The sequence below is a fragment of the Longicatena caecimuris genome, assembly GCF_004341945.1.
Taxonomy (GTDB): domain Bacteria; phylum Bacillota_I; class Bacilli_A; order Erysipelotrichales; family Erysipelotrichaceae; genus Longicatena; species Longicatena caecimuris.
The window spans coordinates 1-15,871 of sequence record NZ_SMBP01000003.1 but is presented as its reverse complement, the minus strand read 5'-3'; the positions used below and the strand labels follow the sequence as shown (position 1 = coordinate 15,871).

Sequence of the window (15,871 nt, the reverse complement as noted above, 5' to 3'; positions counted from 1 at the left end):
ATCACCTTCTGCTTCTATTATATGCTTTCTTAGTTTATAATGAAAATAGTATTATCATATATAGTTTATAAGATTTTATTATGAAAGGGGCTTTTTTATGACATTGCGACACTTACGCATCTTTGCGGCTGTTTGTAGATGTGGCAGCGTTACAAAAGCTGCTGCTATGCTCCACATTGCACAGCCTAGCGTATCCTTAGCCATTCGCGAATTGGAAGAATACTATCAAATCACCTTGTTTGATCGTATATCACGCAAGCTTTATATCACAGAACAAGGTGAACGCCTTTTAAAGTATGCAACACATATCACCTCTTTATTCAATGAAATGGAGGAATCCATTCAAAGTGTCAGTGAATATGAACCATTGCATATTGGCTCTAGTATCACCATAGCGAACTCTTTTCTATGTGATTTTCTTGCCCAATATCAACAAAATTATCCAAAACGAAACTGTCAGGTTTTAATTGAAACAAGCGCTATGCTGGAAAGTAAGATCTTAAACAATGAATTAGATCTAGCAATGGTAGAAGGTATCCCAACACATCCATCCATAGAAAAATTACCTTTCTTTCAAGATGAGCTGGTCATCTTATGTGCCAATGAGCATCCGTTTACCAAACATGAACATTTAAGTTTTGCGGATCTCTTGCAAGAACCTTTTTTGTTAAGAGAACGCAGCAGTGGTACCAGAGCTGTCATTGATTCTATCCTACAGCTTTACAATATGAATGTCACTCCTATTTGGGAAAGTGCCAGTACCAGAGCTTTGGTAAAAGGAGTGCAACGAGGCTTTGGCATTTCCATATTGCCCTATCAGATGGTGAAAGAAGACTTACAAAACCAATCCATCCAGCGTCTGTATGTAGAAGACATTAATCTGCAGCGTAAATATTTCATTATCTATCATCACAATAAATATGTTACTCCTGCCATGCAGGATTTCATCAACATTGCTTTACAGGTAACAACCTTACAATAATGATATTCATACTGCCTGTATCCTATGGTATACTTAAAAATGTGATAAAACAAAATGAAAATAGGAGGTCTTATACTTTATGAAAACAACTACATGTCCCATTTGTGCATACACCCTTGATGATACCAATGATGAAATCATCTATTGTCCTGTATGCGGTACTGATTTAATAAAGGTAAACAGTGAAAAGATTATAAGAAATTCGCCAGGCACTTATACTATGGAGGATAAGCAATTTTTTGGAAAAATGAGTGCAAATGCGACGATCATACTTACGAATCAGCGCTTTCTTGTCATACCGGAAAAATTAGAGGGTTTTAATCGTTCCACGGTTCTCACTGCTTCCATCATGAATAAAATTACAAGTAATTATGGTGTAGTTTCGGTTCCTATTACAATGATAAAGGAAGTACGTGATGGAAAATTCGGTCTGTTGGGAAAAGCTTTGATTGTTGAAACGAAAGAAGCAAATGTGATTAAAATCACCGCACCGAAATTAAAAGAATGGAAAGAAGTATTAAGTAACACCCTACAAGCTTCTTCATAACAAGAAAGATAATAAGAGACAAAGCAAAAGAAGATTAGCAAAGCTATTTAATTGATGATGTAATAGCTTGTAATCTTCTTTTTTCCTATATCATCTACACTTTTTGCTTGTTATTTACCCTTCATGAGCCCATTCACAAATAGTTCTTTTGACATCATCAATACAATAAAACATCTTCCAAAATTGATATGTATTTTTCAAATACTGTGATTCTCTCAAATACGTAAAGTAATAACAGTTCTACTTGCTGTTCTTTCTTATGCCTTGGAATAAACGATTTCCCCATCAATAATGGTATGGTATACCGTTGTTTGCGGATCCAATATAGAACCATCACATATTACCATATCTGCATCCTTACCAACCTTTAAGCTGCCAATGCGCTCATCCAAGCCTAATATTTTTGCTGCATTAATGGTAATCGCCTTGACTGCTTCTATTTCCGGTAATCCTTCTTTCATCGCCAATCCTGCACACAATGGCAAATATTCCTGAGGTACTACCGGAGAATCCGTAGTTATCGCAATCAGAATACCTTCTTTATATAATTCATAAGGTGTTTTAAAAGATTTATTAGCTAACTCATATTTTGATTTGTGGGTTAAGGAAGGTCCAACAATTGCCGCAAAACCGCTGTCTTTTATTTGTTTCTTAATTATTTCCCCATCCGTACAATGATCCAAAGTCACCTTAATATCAAATTCTTTCGCAATTCTTAAAACAGTTAAGATATCATCACAGCGATGGGCATGGCATTTTAAAGGCAGTTCCCCCTGAATCACCGGAATCATCGCTTCTAGTTTCATATCAAAAGCAGGCATCTTCGTGATATCCCCTTGTGCTGCTTCTTTTCTTGCAAGATATTCCTTGGTCTTAAATAAGGTTTCTCTTAATAAAGCAGCTACGTTCATTCGTGTTTTGATACGAGAATCCTGATACACACGTTTTGGATTTTCACCAAAAGCACATTTCATAGCGACCGGATTTTTAATTGCCATTTCATCCATGCTGACACCATACGTCTTATATGCAACAAAGGTTCCACCAATGACATTGGCACTTCCAGGACCAGCTGCTACTGTTGTAATACCGGCATTACGTGCATTTACAATCGTTTCATCCAACGGATAGCAGCCATCAATGCCTCTTACCTGCGGTGTGATAGGATCACTGCTCTCATTTACATCATTACCTTCACTGCGAATGGCACTTTCTTCCATACCTAAATGACAATGAGCTTCTACCATTCCCGGGTAAACGCGTTTTCCATTCAAATCAATGCATACTTCATCTTCCGTTTCCACATGCCCAATTGCCGCAATTCGCCCATTTTGAATTAAGATATCGCCTTTTATGACCTGTTCTTCTTCCATTGTATAAATCTGTGCATTTTTTAATAACATTATCCATTCTCCTTTTATTTATAACTTATTTATTACCCTAATACTTCTTATGACAAAAGACATAGTTGCCTATGCCTTATTCAAATATTCGACGATTTTATCTCCCATCTCGCTGCAAGACAGATGTTTTTTCCCGTCTTCCATGATATCGGCTGTGCGATAGCCATCTGCTAATACATCTTCTACTGCTTTTTCTATTTGCGCATATTCCGTATCTAAATCGAATGCATATTTCAACATCATACCTGCCGCTAAGATCGTTCCAATCGGATTCGCAATATTTTGCCCTGCAATATCTGGTGCAGAACCATGGATTGGCTCATACATACCACGCTTGCTATCCCCTAAAGATGCACTTGGAATCAAACCGATACTACCAGTAATCATGCTTGCTTCATCACTTAAGATATCACCGAACATATTTTCTGTGACGACAACATCAAACTGCGCAGGATTTTTTACGATTTGCATCGCCGTATTATCTACCAGCATATCCGCAACCTCAACATCAGGATATTCCTTGGCAACTTCATGTACGACCTTACGCCATAAACGTGAGGTATCTAATACATTTGCTTTATCCACAGATATGACCTTATGATGACGTTTACGGGCAGTTTGGAAAGCCGTATGGGCAATACGGCGAATCTCATGTTCCGCATAATTCATATGATCACTTGCGACAAGTTCGCCATTGATTTCTTCTGTCTTCTTTTCCCCAAAGTATACACCACCGATTAACTCCCGTACGACCATAAAATCAATGCCTTTTGCTACAATATCCTGACGTAATGGCGATGCATCTGCAAGTTGCGGAAAGATTTTAGCTGGACGTAAGTTTGCATACAAGCCCAATTCCTTACGAATACCCAACAAGGCCTTTTCAGGACGAATACTAGGATCTACATCATCCCATTTAGGACCGCCAACAGCGCCTAATAAAACCGAATCAGAATTCAAACATTGCTGCAGACTTTCTTCTGGCAGGCTTTTACCAAATTGATCAATGGCACAGCCACCTGCAATGACATGCGTATACGTAAATTCATGATCATACTTTTCAGCAATACAATCTAACACTTTAATAGCTTCTTTTACAATTTCCGGACCTATTCCATCTCCGGGAACTACTGCGATATGTTTTTTCATTCCTTCCCCTCCTTGATAGCATTCATCAAACCATTATGTTTCATAATGTTTTGGATAAAAGCAGGAAATGGTTCTGCCTGATAACTTTCCCCTTTCGTATGATTGATAATTTCACCCGTATCGAAATTAATTTCAATTTCATCCGCAGTATCGATTCGCTCACTGGCTTTCGGACATTCTAATATCGGCAAGCCGATATTGATAGCGTTGCGATAAAAGATACGTGCAAAACTTTTTGCAATCACGCAGGAAATTCCACTAGCCTTAATGGCAATTGGTGCATGCTCTCTTGAAGATCCACAACCGAAATTAAACCCTGCCACCATAATATCGTTGGCTTTTACTTTATTTACAAAATCCGCATCAATATCACACATACATTTTTCGGCCAGTTCTTTTGGATCACTAGTATTCAAATAACGTGCCGGAATGATAACATCCGTATCTACATTATCACCATATTTATGTGCATAACCTTTTGTTTCCATCCTTTATTCTCCTTCCCAAACAGCAATATGACCGGCGATTGCACTTGCCGCAGCCGTTGCCGGACTTGCCAGATATACTTCAGATTCCACATGTCCCATACGTCCGACAAAGTTACGATTTGTCGTTGCTACACAGCGTTCCCCTTCAGCTAAGATTCCCATATAGCCGCCTAAACAAGGGCCACAGGTTGGTGTTGATACTACACAGCCAGCATCGATAAAGATTTCCATATACCCACGTTTCATACATTCTTTATAAATAGCTTGCGTTGCCGGTATGATAATCGTACGTACTCCTTTTGCCACATGCTTTCCTTTTAGAATTTTTGCCGCTGTTTCCATATCAGATAGGCGACCGTTCGTACAAGAACCGATGACGACCTGATCAATGACGATGTTTTCTTTTATATCCTCCATCGTTTTCGTATTTTCTGGCAGATGTGGAAACGCAATTGTCGGTTTAATGGCACTAAGATCAATATGATATACGTTTGCATAGTCTGCATCACTATCTGCTTCATATGTTTTATATGGACGATGAACACGCTCTTTCACATAAGCTTCGGTAATTTCATCATAGGCAAAGATACCATTTTTTGCCCCTGCTTCAATTGCCATATTGGCCATCGCTAAGCGATCATCCATTGTCAAATTTCGCAAACCCACACCGCTAAATTCCATAGACTTATATAAAGCACCATCTACACCAATCATCCCGATGATATGAAGTATAACATCCTTCCCACTGACATTCGGCGCTAATTTCCCACGCAAATCAAACTTGATCGCTTCAGGAATTTTAAACCAACATTTGCCCGTTGCCATACCGGCTGCCATATCGGTACTGCCTACACCTGTTGAAAATGCATTTAAAGCTCCATACGTACATGTGTGTGAATCTGCTCCAATGATACATTCTCCGGGACCGACGATACCTTTTTCTGGCAATAACGCATGTTCAATGCCCATTTCGCCTACATCATAAAAGTGTTTGATGTTCTTTGCGTATGCGAAGGTACGGCAAGCTTTACATTGCTGCGCAGCTTTAATATCCTTGTTCGGCGCGAAGTGATCCATCACCATCGTCACCCTACCAGGATCAAATACCTGTTCAAATCCATACTTCTCAAATTCTTTAATAGCAACCGGTGATGTGATATCATTCCCTAATACCATATCAAGATCAACTTCAATCAGTTGTCCGGCTTTGACCTCAGCAACATGTGCATGCTCTGCTAAGATCTTTTGTGTCATTGTCATACCCATTTTGTTTTACCTCCTACACGATGTACATGAAGTACATTGAAATATCGTCATTTTGTTCACTATGATATAAAACTTTTGTATTATTCTTGCTTGTATGTTTTCATACGCGAAGCCAATCCTTATGCAGATGGCTCTATTGTCTCTATCTTTTCTTATTAGAATCTTAACTATCCCCTTATCAGAGACAACCCTTTACTGTAGTTAATCAATTTTCCCTAGTTCTGTTGTTGTGTTGCTCGTTTTTGTATAACAGCTCGATTAATAGCCGCAAATAAGGCCTTCACACTGGAAGCGATGATATCCTCATGTAAACCGACGCCCCATTGGTTCTTTTGGCGGCAGTCAATGATTTTGACATAAGATACTGCCTTTGAAGTAGATCCCTTGCTTAAGGCATGTTCCTTATAATCTAAGATATCAAATGTTAAATTCATGTTATCACGCAAAGCGTTGCTAGCAGCATCTAAACGTCCATTTCCAACACCGGTAATGTATCGATTCATCCCTTCATAGGTGATGTTCATCGTACAAGTAACTTTATCATTTTCCCTTATAAAATGATAATCGTTTAACGCATAAGGTGCATTCACATTCATATATTCTTTTTGGAATAAATCATTGATTTCATTTGGCAGCAATTCCTTATGTTCATGATCGCTCACATTCTTCATGAAATAGCCAACTTCTTCTCGCATATCATTTGGAAGTTCATAGCCATAATATTCTTCCAGCATATAACCAATGCCGCCTTTGCCACTTTGTGAATTGATGCGAATGACATCTGTTTCATACACTCTGCCGACATCTCTTGGATCAATTGGCAAATATGGAACGGTCCAGTGTTGTGGGTCTTTGGCATCGCGATAATGCATCCCTTTCGCAATAGCATCTTGATGTGAACCGGAGAACGCTGCAAATACCAATTGCCCAGCATAAGGCTGACGCATACCGACTTTCATGCGTGTACAGGCTTCATATACCTCAACGATATGTGGCATATTTGAAAAATCCAATTCAGGATCGACTCCCATCGCATACATATTCATTGCTAAAGTGACAATATCGACATTTCCAGTACGTTCGCCATTACCGAATAAGGTACCTTCAATACGATCAGCACCTGCTAAAATACCCATCTCTGTATCCGCAACACCACAGCCACGATCATTATGCGGATGAAGGGAAACCACAACATTTTCCCGATAGTTCATATGCTTACACATGTATTCGATTTGACTGGCATACACATGTGGCATGCTCATTTCCACGGTTACCGGAAGATTAATGATAACCTTGTTATCCGCTGTAGGCTGCCAAACGTCCAAGACCGCATTGCATACTTCTAAAGCATAATCGACTTCGGTTCCTGTAAAGCTTTCCGGAGAATATTCAAAGCGATAATTTCCACCATCTTCTTCGGTCAGCTGTTTTAACAGTTTTGCCCCTTCTACCGCAATCTTTAATACTTCTTCTTTGCTTTTCTTAAACACCTGTTCCCTTTGTGCATAAGATGTGGAATTGTATAAATGAATCACAGCATTTTTTGCACCTTTCACTGCTTCAAAGGTACGGCGGATGATATGCTCACGTGCTTGTGTCAGCACCTGGATCGTAACATCCTCTGGAATGCGGTTCTCATCGATAAGTTTCCGTAAGAATTCAAATTCGGTTTGTGAGGCTGCAGGAAAACCAATTTCAATTTCTTTAAAACCAATTTCTACTAGTAATTCAAAGAAATCCAGTTTTTCATCTAAGCTCATTGGCACGATCAATGCTTGATTGCCATCTCGTAAATCAACACTGCACCATGTTGGTGCTTTCTCAATATATTCTTTTTTGGTCCAATCCATACAATCCGTTGGAGGCATATAATATTGCCGTTTGTACTTTTGATATCCTTCCATGTGATGTCCTCCTCTTTCTACCTTGTAATAAAAAAGCCTTCCATCTTCTTATTTTGAAGACGGAAAGCTGTCTGCTTTATCCGCGGTACCACTTCACTTGATGAACACTCATCCACTTAGTTCTTATCCTGTTGAATAAGAGCTCAATGATAACGGTAGAGCAGTCCCGGTGATGCTTACTTATGCAATGCATGTTCAGATCACAGCTCACGGGTGAGTTGATTCCAGTGTCCACATGCCTTTCACCAGCCGGCAATTCTCTACGGTGTGACGTATCTTTCATCTGGTCCCGATCAATGCTATTTCATCATTACCAAAAGGATATATCATTCTATGTAAAATGTCAACAGAAAAAGTAAATTTCATTTAATTTTTTTCTGAAAATATTTTCAATGTTGATTTTTCTGATTTGCTGCTTCCCTTTTCAATACGTTTTGAGCCGAACGTGCCGTTTGTGCAAAAAATGACATAGCTTCTTTCGGATAAGCTCCAGCTGCTGTTTCTCCTGTCAGCATAATTCCAGATGCTCCATGATATACCGCATAAAAAATATCACTCACCTCAGAGCGTGTAGGCGTTGGTTGTGTCATCATAGAATGCAACATCTGTGTTACGACCATATAAGGCTTATGATAAGCATGACAAATATCCTGGATATGTTTTTGTACCATCGGCAGTTCATACAATGGCATGGCATTGCCTAAATCTCCACGTGCTATCACAATATGATCGCAATAGGGCAGCAATTCTGTTAAATGTCTGACTCCATCCATGTTTTCAATCTTTGCATAAATTTCTAAAGATTCCGCATCCAATTCTCTCACTATTTGTTTCAATGCTTTTAAATCTTCTGCATTTCTGACAAAAGGCTGCATAATACCCGTAATTCCATATTTTTTAGCCAGGCGCAGATTTTCCATATCACTTGGTGTCAAAACCGGCATCTGGATATGCTGTTGCGGCAGTGCCAAAGATTTTCTAGAAGTGAGTTCACCACCATGAAGAACCTTACAAATAATATTTTTTCCTTTTACTTCCTGCACTTCCAATAAGAATTTACCATCGTCTAATAAAATCCTTTGCCCAACCGGTACATGTCCATAAACTTGTTCAGGAACTGCTATTTCTGTTCCCAAACAAACGATACCTCCTTCGATTAAATGTATAGGCTTATCTAATTTTCCTATACGCAATTCCGGCCCTTTCATATCGATCAACAGTTTTGGTTCCACATTTGCTTCTTCTGCGGCCTCATGTAAGATTGTCAGCCATTCTTGACTATCTGTTAAATTCACATGTGATAAATTCAATCGAATACCATTCATACCACTGAAAAACATCTGTTTCAGTATTTCTTTGTTTGCACATGCTGGACCTAATGTACCATAAATTTCTAATTTTTCCATATACCCTCACACTATTTCTTTTTTTACATTATAACAAAGCCGCTCAAAAATAACTATTAGATTTTTTATGCATCTATAACATAAACGTAAACGATACCACCTAGTATCACTTACCGTGTTTTTTAACCTTAACATGTGATGCGGCATAACCGTTTTATCCGATTAGCTGTTTTCCTTTATCTTTCGATAATATTAGAAGTCACAATCATGATGTTTTGCATCATCTAAAGCGATTTTAAAGGAAGTATCACTTTCTCATAAATTTTCTTTCACTAAAAAGAAAAAGGAAGCGTTAAAATCATTAATGACGATTTATGACTTTAATCTTCCTTATTTGATATTAGGAAATTACTATTCCATAAGTTTAACCGTTCGTAATAGCGGCCTGTGCTGCAGCTAAACGTGCAATTGGTACACGGAATGGGCTACAGGATACATAGGTCAATCCCATACGATGACAGAAGTCGATAGAACTTGGATCTCCACCATGTTCACCACAAATACCAAGCTTGATGTTTGGACGTGTTTTACGTCCGCCGGCTACTGCCAGTTCGATAAGTTTGCCGACACCCTTTTGGTCAACTCTGGCAAAAGGATCTTGTTCAAAGATTTTCTTTTCATAGTAATCATTCAAGAATCCACCGGCATCATCACGAGAGAAACCAAATGTCATCTGTGTTAAGTCGTTTGTACCAAAGCTAAAGAATTCAGCTTCTTCGGCAATTTCATCTGCCAATAATGCTGCACGAGGAATTTCGATCATGGTACCAACATGGTATTTCATATCAATATTTTCTCTTGCTAAAATTTCATCTGCTGTACGTACGACAACATCTTTTACATATTTCAATTCTGCTTTATCACCAACTAATGGAATCATGATTTCCGGTTCAATGTTCCAATCCGGATGTTTTTTGTTTACATTAATTGCTGCTTCAATAACCGCTGTTGTCTGCATTTCGGCAATTTCCGGATAAGAGATAGCCAAACGACAACCACGATGTCCCATCATAGGGTTAAATTCATGAAGTCCACTGATAACATTTTTCAATTCATCCAGATCGATCTTCATATCTTTTGCTAACTGTGCAATATCATAAGAGCTTGTTGGTAAGAATTCATGCAGAGGTGGATCCAAATAACGAATGGTTACCGGCATACCTTGCATTGCTTCATAAATACCTTCAAAGTCGCCTCTTTGCATAGGCAATAATTTCGACAGCGCTTTTCTTCTTTGTCCTTCTGTCTTAGAAACGATCATTTCACGAACCGCTTTGATACGATCACCTTCAAAGAACATATGTTCCGTACGAACCAAACCAATACCTTCCGCACCGAACTTCACTGCCTGTTGTGCATCACGAGGCGTATCGGCATTTGTACGAACCTTTAACGTACGGCGTTCATCTGCCCAATTCATGAAACGTTCAAAGTCACCGGAGATTTCTGCTGGCACAGTCTTGATCTTTTCACCATACACATTACCAGTAGAACCATCTAGAGAAATATAGTCGCCTTTATTATAGCGGTTTCCTTTTACTTCAAAATATTTTTCTTCTTCATTAATCGCGATATCACCACAACCGGATACGCAGCAAGCACCCATACCACGAGCAACGACAGCTGCATGAGATGTCATACCACCGCGCACGGTTAAGATACCTTCAGATACATGCATACCTTCAATATCTTCCGGAGAAGTTTCCAAGCGAACTAAGATAACCTTATGTCCTAATGCTGTTTCCGCGATTGCTTCTTCAGCAGAGAAAACAATCTGTCCGCAAGCTGCACCAGGAGAAGCAGGCAATGCCGATGCAATTGGTTTTGCCTTCTTTAAAGCTTCTGCATCAAATTGTGGATGTAATAAGGCATCCAACTGTTTAGGTTCTACCATCATCAATGCTTCATCTTTGGTGATCATACCTTCATCTACCATGTCACAAGCAATCTTTAATGCGGCAGCTGCTGTACGTTTACCATTACGTGTCTGCAACATGAACAGATTACCTTTTTCAATCGTAAATTCCATATCCTGCATATTCTTGTAATGTTTTTCTAAGGTAGAACAGATTTCTACAAACTTATCATAAGCAGCAGGAGCAATTACCTTTAATTGATCAATGGTCTGTGGTGTACGGATACCGGCAACAACATCTTCGCCCTGCGCATTCATCAAGAATTCACCATACAGCTTGTTTTCACCGGTACTTGGATTACGTGTAAAGGCAACACCGGTACCGCAATCATCACCCATATTACCAAATACCATCATCTGCACATTTACCGCAGTTCCCCAATCACCCGGAATATCGTTCATCTTACGATAGAAAATCGCACGTTGGTTGTTCCAAGAACGGAAAACGGCTTCGATTGCACGATACAATTGTTCTTTAGGATCTGATGGGAATTCCTCATCTAAAGATTCCTGATAGAACTTCTTAAAGCGTTTTACCATGACCTTCATATCTTCAGCATCTAATTCCGTATCCTGTTCAACGCCCTTTGTTTCTTTCATTTCATCAATGATCTCTTCAAATTTAGCCTTGTTTAAACCCATGACAACATCAGCAAACATCTGAATAAAACGGCGGTAAGAGTCATAAGCGAAACGAGGATTGTCCATCAGCTTGGCAACACCTTCTACCACTTCATCATTCATACCTAAATTTAAAATGGTATCCATCATGCCTGGCATAGATGCACGCGCACCAGATCTTACGGATACTAACAATGGATTCTTTGGATCACCAAACTGTTTTCCAGCCAGTTCTTCTAATTTCATTAAATATTCAAAAATTTCTTTGCGAATTCCTTCATTAATAGTTTCATTGTCTGCATAGTACTGATTGCAGGCTTCGGTTGTTACAGTGAAACCATAAGGCACAGGCATTCCAAGATTCATCATCTCTGCCAGATTGGCACCTTTACCACCAAGCAGCTCACGCATGTTTTCATTTCCTTCACTGAAAAGGTAAACATACTTTTTACTCATCAAGCATTCCTCCTCTTATGTAATCGTTTACATTTACTTGCTTACATTATACCAAAGTTTCGTGTGTTTTCCTAGTGCTAATTTCACTATCCCTTCCTTTCTCACTTGCTAAAAACTAATAACAGCTTATGAACAAAGGTTTTTTCGCATGCTAAAATAATTTCGACAAAATTCGCAAAATTTAATGGACAAGTTCCAGTTCTAACATTAGCATGTAAGTACCTTCTCGTTTTTGATAAGGCACTTACATGCATTACACGAACAAAAGAAACAATTCTATATGTTCACTATGTTTGCCGTATATAGCTCCTTTTTATCCTATGGTTTGTTGACATACACGATTTCCACTTCCACAACATGAATACCGAGTTTTTCATACGCTTGTTTGCATTGCTCTTGTATCTTTTTTGTTTGATACTTTTTTTGCGCTGCTTCTGATTTTACATAAATACGTAAAGTGATTGGCTGTGTTTTCACAATGGTCTCACTCGGTGTATCATTCGCTATCTTCGCATATGGGAATACCTTTTCTTTATCTTCATCTTTGATCTGTAATAGGATATAATCTAGATCTTGCTTTTCCACAAGTGCAAAAATCGGCTGCTCAAATCTTTCTTCATTTAAAAATGCTGCTACCCGATTTTGCATATTGCCTTTTTCTAAGACCATCCAATCATAATCATCTTGGATACCTATATCACCTCGATAAGATAATCGAAAGTCTTTATCTATACTGTTTGCCACATCTATTTTCATGACATATGAACCGGATTTAAAATTATAGAATACCTCATAATCTGCAATATCTAATTCTGTATGATGTGTTTTTAAATATTCTTTCATATGTCTGGTTGCTATTTCTTTTGCGATAAAATTGCCATTAAAGCTATTATAAAGCAGTAACAAAAAGATGACTCCGGCGGTTGCAATGATGAATGCGAGCACTTTTAACACTTTCTTTTTCATGAGTTTTCCCTCCTTAAGGCATACGCATAACCAACATAAATAAGAATGCCAATACTCATAAAAAACCAATATATTAGCGTATAAGGCGCCAAGGCTTCTTGATAAGATGCATCTATCATTTCTAATAAAAGATGCATGATGGGAATCATTAGATATAATAGGAAGACATAGCGTTTCAATAGCCAATACCCTAAGGCGCCGATTATTGGCAATAGCAGAAAATTATGGAACTGGTATTGTGTTGCTGAGAAAGAACAAGCGAAAAGGATCATCAAACAAATTACACCCACCATCATGATACGCAAGCGTTTTACTAATTTCTTTTTAATTGCTTGGGAATTGACGGTAATGCTTTCCTGCGCCAACAGCTTTTTACATTCTTCACAATGGCGGCAATGCTCTTGTACAAAGGCTATGCTTGCCTCACTGGCTACATCATCTTTAACTAACGGCAACAGATCTTGCACGATTTGACATTCATCTTTCATGATATCCCTCCTCACTTAATTTTTGACGCAAATATAGACGATTGCGATAATCAATCACACGCACAGAGTTTTCATTTAACTGTAAAAATGCTGCGATTTCCACATAGGAATAACCCTCTTGTTTCATTTTAAATATTTCTCTTGCCCGTGTAGGCTGTGCCTGCATCCATTCCATCAACTGCTCCATCAGCGCTTCATAGTCATGTTGCCTATCTTTATCGGCAACAACAAAACCATCTTGCATGACATCATAGTGCACTTCTTTTTTACGTTTGCGTAATTCTTTGAACGTCACATGTCTGGCAATCGAAAATAACCATGTTTTCAGACTTGCCTTTCCTTTGAAAGTCGGCAAGGATAGGATCATCTGGTAAAACGTTTCCGATGTCAGATCTTCACTTAAACTGGCATCATGACACAAGGAGTAAATATAGATATAGACATCCTTGTGATATGCTTCATACAATTCTTCTATCATCTATGTTTTCCTCCTTCCACCTATATGTACCACAACCTAATAAAAACGTTACAAACTTTATAATTTAGTATAGCATAGTATCAGCATGGGATATGGTTTCCTGTGCTTTAACTTTACGTATTACTTTTATTTAAAACTTAAAAAAAGTGCTTGCTACAGCACTTTTTTTAGGTTTTATTATTTGCTTTTTTAGTTCTTACCTAATAAACGGAACATATTCTTCTTATAAACTTCTACACCCGGCTGATTGAATGGATTGATATCCAACATATAACAAGTCATAGCGCAAGCACGGAAGAAGAAATAGCACATATAGCCAAAGCTTTCCGCACTCATATCGGGCATCGTAATAATCAGATTTGGTACATTTCCGGTTACTTCATGAGCTTCTAAAGTACCTTTTGCTGCCATCTTATTTACCCAATCAACCGATTTACCTGCTAAATAATTCATGCCATCCGCATTGTCAGGATCACTTGGGAAAGTGATATCCAACGTTGGTTTTTCTACTAACAACAAGGTTTCGTACAGTACTTTTTTACCTTCTTGGATAAATTGACCTAAAGAATGCAAATCGGTAGAGAAGTTTGCACTGGTTGGTAAGTTTCCTTTTTCTTCCTTACCTTCACTTTCACCAAACAGCTGCTTCCACCATTCCGCAACCATGGTCATTTGTGATTCATAGCTTACCAGCATTTCCACATTTTTGCCCTGATTCTCTAAAATGCGACGGCAGACTGCATATGCATAAGCATCATTCTTAGCCAGATCAGGATCCGCCATATCTTCATATGCCTTCTGTAAACCAGTCATGATGGCATCAATATCGATACCAGCTACAGCGATTGGGAATAAACCTACCGGTGTGATAACAGAAAAGCGTCCACCGATATCATCTGGAATTACAAAAGTTTCATAGCCTTCTTTATCAGCAATTGCCTTCAATGTTCCTCGTGCTTTATCGGTTGTCGCAACAATTCTTTCACGTGCACCGTCTTTTCCATATTTATCTTCCATGAACTGTTTCAGTAAACGGAAAGCCAATGCTGTTTCCGTCGTTGTTCCGGATTTAGAAATAACATTTACACAAACTTCCTTATCTTTTATATAATTCAGGACCTGTGCGATATACGTACTGGAGAACGTATTTCCCATAAAGATAATTTCTGGTTTTTTATCAGCATACAAGCCATTGATCATTTCAATAGCAGCACGTGCTCCCAGATAAGAACCACCAATACCACAAACAATACAAACATCACATTTCTCACGGATTTTTTGGGCAACCTTCTTCATACGGTCAAACTCTTCTTTATCATAGGTATGTGGCCATTCTACCCAACCTACAAAGTCATTCCCTTTACCGGTACGCTTCATCAGCTGTTCGTGATATTTATTAACGACTTCCTGATAGCTTTTTACGTCTTCTTTTAAAAATGCATGCGTAGTGTCTAATTTCATCATATGCTTTTTCTTGTATTATTTAATTAACCAAGAAACAGGTAATTAAATAGTATCTTCCTTTCTTGGGAATTCATTAAGCTATATAATTAGCTTAGGGCTGTGGATTTGTATCTATATTTTTGTGGCGTAGACCATTTAAAGGAGAATCAGACCACAGTTTTTATTTACAAACTTTAATTAGTTAGATAACACTTGATGTTTTATTTCGCACAAGATTAGGTCCGAATAAACAACTGTGATTTTCCAACAGCCCTTATTTCAAAAGGAGGTATTTCATCATGTATTACGTAGGCATTGATATTGCCAAGTACAAACACGACTGTTACATCTGCACTTCT

The 15,871-nt window shown here is 38.4% G+C and carries 13 protein-coding genes; 2 read left to right on the top strand and 11 right to left on the bottom strand.

Features of this window, described 5'->3' with window-relative positions; genetic code table 11:
* Positions 1-97 precede the first annotated feature (97 nt).
* Together EDD61_RS02440 and EDD61_RS02435 are read left to right on the top strand one after the other, a co-directional pair.
* The gene (locus EDD61_RS02440; RefSeq protein ID WP_008689109.1) at positions 98-982 is read left to right on the top strand and encodes a LysR family transcriptional regulator; all 885 of its coding nucleotides are present in this window, start codon (positions 98-100) and stop codon (positions 980-982) included.
* Positions 983-1,061: 79 nt separating this feature from the next.
* Positions 1,062-1,529 carry a transcription factor gene (locus EDD61_RS02435; protein WP_008689111.1) on the top strand — a complete coding sequence of 156 codons (468 nt, stop codon included), beginning with the start codon at positions 1,062-1,064 and terminating at the stop codon, positions 1,527-1,529.
* Between the two features lie 257 nt (positions 1,530-1,786).
* On the opposite strand, the gene EDD61_RS02430 is transcribed toward EDD61_RS02435, so the two are convergent.
* From EDD61_RS02430 to EDD61_RS02380, 11 genes are all read right to left on the bottom strand, one after another.
* A complete protein-coding gene (locus EDD61_RS02430; protein WP_008979562.1) occupies positions 1,787-2,932 on the bottom strand; it encodes an amidohydrolase in 1,146 nt (381 codons plus the stop codon).
* A 69-nt stretch (positions 2,933-3,001) separates the two neighbouring features.
* Positions 3,002-4,081: a 3-isopropylmalate dehydrogenase gene (gene leuB / locus EDD61_RS02425; protein WP_008979563.1), complete on the bottom strand. Its 1,080-nt coding sequence runs from the start codon at positions 4,079-4,081 to the stop codon at positions 3,002-3,004.
* Positions 4,078-4,569, bottom strand: coding sequence for a 3-isopropylmalate dehydratase small subunit (gene leuD, locus EDD61_RS02420; RefSeq protein WP_008689117.1), 492 nt, complete (start codon positions 4,567-4,569; stop codon positions 4,078-4,080). Before leuD ends, leuB begins: the two co-directional genes overlap by 4 nt.
* A 3-nt stretch (positions 4,570-4,572) precedes the next feature.
* On the bottom strand, positions 4,573-5,835 hold the full coding sequence (gene leuC, locus EDD61_RS02415; RefSeq protein WP_008979564.1) for a 3-isopropylmalate dehydratase large subunit: 1,263 nt from the start codon (positions 5,833-5,835) through the stop codon (positions 4,573-4,575).
* Positions 5,836-6,050: 215 nt separating this feature from the next.
* The gene (gene leuA, locus EDD61_RS02410; protein ID WP_132223748.1) at positions 6,051-7,739 is read right to left on the bottom strand and encodes a 2-isopropylmalate synthase; all 1,689 of its coding nucleotides are present in this window, start codon (positions 7,737-7,739) and stop codon (positions 6,051-6,053) included.
* Positions 7,740-8,128: 389 nt separating this feature from the next.
* Positions 8,129-9,145, bottom strand: a complete 1,017-nt coding sequence (gene pyk / locus EDD61_RS02405) for a pyruvate kinase (protein ID WP_132223745.1) — start codon at positions 9,143-9,145, stop codon at positions 8,129-8,131.
* Positions 9,146-9,509: 364 nt separating this feature from the next.
* Positions 9,510-12,137 carry a pyruvate, phosphate dikinase gene (ppdK, locus tag EDD61_RS02400; RefSeq protein WP_008689122.1) on the bottom strand — a complete coding sequence of 876 codons (2,628 nt, stop codon included), beginning with the start codon at positions 12,135-12,137 and terminating at the stop codon, positions 9,510-9,512.
* Positions 12,138-12,455: 318 nt separating this feature from the next.
* The gene (locus tag EDD61_RS02395) at positions 12,456-13,103 is read right to left on the bottom strand and encodes a YfjL-like protein (protein ID WP_132223742.1); all 648 of its coding nucleotides are present in this window, start codon (positions 13,101-13,103) and stop codon (positions 12,456-12,458) included.
* Positions 13,100-13,591 carry a zf-HC2 domain-containing protein gene (locus EDD61_RS02390; protein ID WP_132223739.1) on the bottom strand — a complete coding sequence of 164 codons (492 nt, stop codon included), beginning with the start codon at positions 13,589-13,591 and terminating at the stop codon, positions 13,100-13,102. Before EDD61_RS02390 ends, EDD61_RS02395 begins: the two co-directional genes overlap by 4 nt.
* The gene (locus EDD61_RS02385; RefSeq protein WP_132223736.1) at positions 13,581-14,069 is read right to left on the bottom strand and encodes an RNA polymerase sigma factor; all 489 of its coding nucleotides are present in this window, start codon (positions 14,067-14,069) and stop codon (positions 13,581-13,583) included. Before EDD61_RS02385 ends, EDD61_RS02390 begins: the two co-directional genes overlap by 11 nt.
* Before the next feature lie 189 nt (positions 14,070-14,258).
* Positions 14,259-15,533 (bottom strand): glucose-6-phosphate isomerase, encoded by a 1,275-nt coding sequence (locus EDD61_RS02380; protein WP_008689126.1) that lies wholly within the window; start codon positions 15,531-15,533, stop codon positions 14,259-14,261.
* Positions 15,534-15,871: the final 338 nt, after the last annotated feature.

Coding starts and splice junctions, on each gene's coding strand:
- EDD61_RS02440 (WP_008689109.1), top strand. CDS start 98: ATGACATTGCGACACTTACGCATCTTTGCGGCTGTTTGTAGATGTGGC.
- EDD61_RS02435 (WP_008689111.1), top strand. CDS start 1,062: ATGAAAACAACTACATGTCCCATTTGTGCATACACCCTTGATGATACC.
- EDD61_RS02430 (WP_008979562.1), bottom strand. CDS start 2,932: ATGTTATTAAAAAATGCACAGATTTATACAATGGAAGAAGAACAGGTC.
- leuB (WP_008979563.1), bottom strand. CDS start 4,081: ATGAAAAAACATATCGCAGTAGTTCCCGGAGATGGAATAGGTCCGGAA.
- leuD (WP_008689117.1), bottom strand. CDS start 4,569: ATGGAAACAAAAGGTTATGCACATAAATATGGTGATAATGTAGATACG.
- leuC (WP_008979564.1), bottom strand. CDS start 5,835: ATGGGTATGACAATGACACAAAAGATCTTAGCAGAGCATGCACATGTT.
- leuA (WP_132223748.1), bottom strand. CDS start 7,739: ATGGAAGGATATCAAAAGTACAAACGGCAATATTATATGCCTCCAACG.
- pyk (WP_132223745.1), bottom strand. CDS start 9,145: ATGGAAAAATTAGAAATTTATGGTACATTAGGTCCAGCATGTGCAAAC.
- ppdK (WP_008689122.1), bottom strand. CDS start 12,137: ATGAGTAAAAAGTATGTTTACCTTTTCAGTGAAGGAAATGAAAACATG.
- EDD61_RS02395 (WP_132223742.1), bottom strand. CDS start 13,103: ATGAAAAAGAAAGTGTTAAAAGTGCTCGCATTCATCATTGCAACCGCC.
- EDD61_RS02390 (WP_132223739.1), bottom strand. CDS start 13,591: ATGAAAGATGAATGTCAAATCGTGCAAGATCTGTTGCCGTTAGTTAAA.
- EDD61_RS02385 (WP_132223736.1), bottom strand. CDS start 14,069: ATGATAGAAGAATTGTATGAAGCATATCACAAGGATGTCTATATCTAT.
- EDD61_RS02380 (WP_008689126.1), bottom strand. CDS start 15,533: ATGATGAAATTAGACACTACGCATGCATTTTTAAAAGAAGACGTAAAA.